Genomic DNA, 4076 nt, shown 5'->3' on the forward strand with positions numbered 1-4076 from the left:
CATCGCGGCCAGCGGTCGCCGGATGCCGCGAATCAGCAAAGCGCAGGCCAACAGGAGGAGGATCGCGACAATGGATGCGCCCGCCAGCGCCAGCCGCCTGCTGCGTGCCAGCCGATGTTCCGCCGCCCCGACCCGCACCGTCTGCAACGCCCGCTCCTCATCGAGGAAGCCTTGCGTGCGGACGGTGATTGCATCCATCAGTTCGCGGCCGACCCCGCTTGTCACAAAGGCGCGCGCGCCGGCGAAATCCCCTGCCCTACCCAGATCGAGCGAATGACGGAGCGCCATGGATCGTTCCGCCATCAACCGGGCGATCTCGCGCGCACGGGTATGCTGGACCGGATTGTCCGTCGTCAGAGCTATGACCCGGCCCGTATTGACGCCTGCGTGCTTGATGCATTCATTGAACGTCCGGGCATAGGCAGGGTCATGGGTCAGGATGAAACCTCGCTGTCCCGACTCCGCCTCTCGTAGATCGCCCATCGCTTCATCCATCGTCTGGATGATCGTTGCCGAGTGGGTTACCCAGCGGAAGCTCCTGCCGGTCTGATGCGCCGCATCGGACAACAGCCACGCCAACGACGCGAGCGCGACGATGACGACGAGCGCGAGGATGCCGATGCGAGTATAGAGAGAGCTAAACACCCGAAACGATTATATCGATTTGGTTAGCAGCAGATTAGCAGGACGCCTCCGGTTCGTCGGTTCGTCGATGGGCGGGTCCACCGATGCCTCGCGAGACGTAGTGCCGATCAACCCGGCCACGCAGCCTTGCTTTCCAGCCCAGCGCTGCAGACGACAATGCCGATGACAAACGACCGTTTTACCGATGATCTGCTGAATGCCCTCGATACCGTCGATAAGGCTTGGCGACCCCCGACACCCGCCAACATCGATATGGCCTGAGACATGCGGTATGCCGGTCATGGGATAATATCGGAGCGCCGAACCGGAACGGCGAGCCATTCAGCTCACAACCTTTATGAAGCGATCGGTGAACCCTTGTCGAAATCGCAGGACCTTCCAGATCTTGGAATAATATTTCCAAGATACCATTCCATCATGGTATGTTTTTCGCCGCAGCTTTGACCTGCGCCGAGGTTTGATTGTCCGATTGCGCTACCAGCTTGGCACGGTGCAGAGCCGTCACCCGTTTCACCTGAGCGATGCTGCATCCGGCCAGCTCCGCCGTTCGGGCGATGCTCATCCCCGCCTCGCGCAGGCCGATGATGCGCCAAGTCGGGCTTGCGACCGGTATAGCGCCCGGCCCGCTTGGCGATCTCGATCCACTCGCGCTGCCGTTCGCGGCGGGTTTCATAATCGTCGCGTGTGGTCTGCAAGGCGACCCGCAACGGCTAATCCGATCGATCTTCTCCCCGATCACGACCTCGCCCGGTTGCAGGTCCGCGACCATGCGCAGCAATTCGGGCCGGTCGGGCCGAGCCCCCGACGCCTTCTCCCGGTAGACCGCCGCCACATAGAAGCCCGCCGCCCGCGCGCCGGCCACGATCGACTCCTGGCGCACAAGGTCCTGTTCGTCGGTGCTGACGCGAAGATAGACCCGCGCCGCCTGAACTCCGCTGCTGTTCTCCTGGTTCGTCATGCCTCGGCTCTTTCGGGTATACCCATTGTAGCCCCGTAACCTGACCACACCTACTAAGTTGGTATAGCGGCGCTGCGTAGCCTAGCTGACCGGGCCAGCTCTAATGAGCCACGGAACGCTTTATGAATGGCAGGTGTGGAATAAGGGCATCGAAATCTCCCTGCACTATCAGTCTGAGGATGATGGCACACACAAAGAATGGTACATGTTTTATGTTCTTGGTACTAAGAAAGGAACGGGTAGATGGAAGCGCAACGCGTAAAGATTGTGGAAGGGGGTAAGCTGGTCATACCCGCAGTCATGCGTCGTGAGCTGGGTATAGCCGCAGGCGATACCGTCATGGTTGATATCGATAATGGCGAGCTGCGAGTACGGTCCCTATCCAAAGCCCTTGAGCGGGCGCGGGCTATCCTCCGTCGGCATATCCCGGAGGGATCAAACCTGTCTGATGAGCTGATCCAGGACCGCCGCGCCGAGGCGGAGCATGAGTAACAAGATCGTACTTGATGCGTCCGCGCTTCTCTGTCTGCTCAATGATGAGCCTGGAGCCGATCGGGTCGCAGGAGTTTTGGCCCGTTCCTTGATCGGTGCAACGAACCTGGCAGAGGTCGTGTCCAAACTCCGCGAGCGAGGCCTCTCCCTCGACGAGGTTAAAGAAGCCTTGGGCGGGCTGCATCTCGACATCCGACCTTTGACACAGAGTCAGGCGATGCTGATCGGTGACCTGCGTCCCGCCACCCGGCCACTCGGCCTATCGCTGGGAGATCGGGCATGTCTCGCCTTGGCGATCGAACTCGGTGCAGAAATCTACACCACCGATGCCGCTCTGACGGAGGCGGACGTTGCCATCACCGCGACCAATGTTCGTGGCTAGGTGTTTGATCCCACGGTTTGATGGTGCGATCCTTTCGTTGGAATGGAAGGAGGCCGTATGGGACAGGTACGTCATGAGTGATCGCATGCGATCACTCGCCACGACCACGCACGCCGTCCGAGCAGCAATACAGCGATCGCAAGCTTCGCTCGCCACGTTGAGCCGTGAGTTGGGGATCAATCCCAAGACCGTGGCCAAATGGCGGAAGCGGGCCACGGTCGAGGATCTAAAGACCGGGCCGAAGGCCCCTCATTCCACCACTCTGTCCGAGGCCGAAGAGGCGATGGTTGTGGCGTTCCGGCGCCACACGCTGTTGCCGCTCGACGACTGTCTCCATGCGTTGCAGCCGTCGATACCGCACCTGACGCGGTCAGCGTTGCATCGTTGCCTCCAGCGGCACGGCATCTCCCGCCTGCCGGATATCGAGGGCGACAAACCGAAGCGGCAACGCTTCAAGCGCTACCCGATCGGCTTCTTCCACATCGATATCGCTGAGGTGCAAACTGCCGAAGGCAAGCTCTACCTGTTCGTCGGTATCGACCGCACCAGCAAGTTCGCCGTCACGCAGTTGGTCGACAAGGCTGATCGCCGAACAGCATGGGAGTTTCTCGAACATCTGCTGAAAGCCGTACCGTATCGCATCCACACCATCCTGACCGACAACGGCATCCAGTTCGCCGAGCAGCCCCGCAACCGCAACACCGCCTGGTCGCGTCAGATGCGCTTCGACATGATCTGCTAGGCCAACGACATCGAGCATCGGCTCACGAAGCCTAACCATCCATGGACCAACGGGCAGAGCCTGCCCCGGCGGAGGCCGGGGTCAAGCGGATGAACCGCACCATCAAGGAGGCGACCGTCAAACGCTTCCACTACGAAAGCCATGACCAGCTGCGCACGCACCTCGCCGACTTCATGGCCGCCTACAATTTCGCCCGCCGGCTCAAGACGCTTAGCCGGCTCACACCCTACGAATACATCGCCAAGATCTGGACGTCAGAGCCAGACCGGTTCATCGTCAACCCGATCCACCAGATGCCGGGACTGAACACCTAGCGTCCTCAAAATCCACAGCATTTCTTCGGCGTTTTCGCATTCAGCAGCATACCCCTTTGCCTCGAGATAGGTCGTGTTGACGTCGGCGGCGACACTCAGCCGGACCGCTTCAAAATTGGGATAGCCGGCCGCAAGCAGATCGCGTGATTCGACGCACGTCGCAGTCAACCCACCTTCTGCATTTCTGCGGCACCCTTAAACCCATTGCGAACGGCCCTGCCAAATAATAGTACGTTATCGTACCATTTAATGCGCAGCAGGAAAGCGAAACTATGATGTTCGACCGCAAGATCGTGTTTCTGACAGGGCTGCCGCTGCACTACCACCTTTCCATCAGCACCAACCGCATGGACCTGAAACACGTTCTTCGCCAGATCGACACCGACGGTCACGACATCCTGCTGCATGGATCCACTCCTAGACCATGATGACATCAGGCTGACGCATATCCGGAGTTGCGCAGATAGTTGCGGCACTCGTCTGGTGAGAAGGCATTGAGGAGCGATCCGACACGGCGCCATGTTGCTTCATGGGATCGCTCTG

4 protein-coding genes and 3 pseudogenes are annotated in these 4076 nt (G+C 59.9%); 3 read left to right on the forward strand and 4 right to left on the reverse strand.

Features of this window, described 5'->3' with window-relative positions; genetic code table 11:
* Positions 1-579, reverse strand: a 579-nt coding sequence (locus BRX43_RS19815; RefSeq protein ID WP_206433310.1) for a CHASE3 domain-containing protein, incomplete at its 3' end; no start/stop codon positions are given.
* 481 nt (positions 580-1060) lie between these two features.
* Positions 1061-1603: pseudogene (locus tag BRX43_RS19820) on the reverse strand (recombinase family protein).
* Positions 1604-1846: 243 nt separating this feature from the next.
* Between BRX43_RS19820 and BRX43_RS19825 the strand changes: the two are divergent.
* From BRX43_RS19825 to BRX43_RS19840, 3 genes and pseudogenes are all read left to right on the forward strand, one after another.
* Entirely contained in the window at positions 1847-2095 is a 249-nt protein-coding gene (locus BRX43_RS19825) for an AbrB/MazE/SpoVT family DNA-binding domain-containing protein (protein WP_125996771.1), read from the forward strand.
* Positions 2088-2477: a type II toxin-antitoxin system VapC family toxin gene (locus BRX43_RS19830; protein WP_125996772.1), complete on the forward strand. Its 390-nt coding sequence runs from the start codon at positions 2088-2090 to the stop codon at positions 2475-2477. Before BRX43_RS19825 ends, BRX43_RS19830 begins: the two co-directional genes overlap by 8 nt.
* A gap of 42 nt (positions 2478-2519) precedes the next feature.
* Positions 2520-3533 (forward strand): annotated as a pseudogene (locus BRX43_RS19840) (IS481 family transposase).
* Between the two features lie 164 nt (positions 3534-3697).
* On the opposite strand, the gene BRX43_RS19845 reads toward BRX43_RS19840, so the two are convergent.
* Together BRX43_RS19845 and BRX43_RS20675 are read right to left on the reverse strand one after the other, a co-directional pair.
* Positions 3698-3940 (reverse strand): hypothetical protein, encoded by a 243-nt coding sequence (locus BRX43_RS19845; protein ID WP_125996773.1) that lies wholly within the window; start codon positions 3938-3940, stop codon positions 3698-3700.
* Positions 3941-3966: 26 nt separating this feature from the next.
* Positions 3967-4076: pseudogene (locus BRX43_RS20675) on the reverse strand (IS630 family transposase); the annotation flags it as partial.

The sequence above is a fragment of the Sphingomonas sp. S-NIH.Pt15_0812 genome (genome assembly GCF_003951315.1).
GTDB lineage: Bacteria > Pseudomonadota > Alphaproteobacteria > Sphingomonadales > Sphingomonadaceae > Sphingomonas.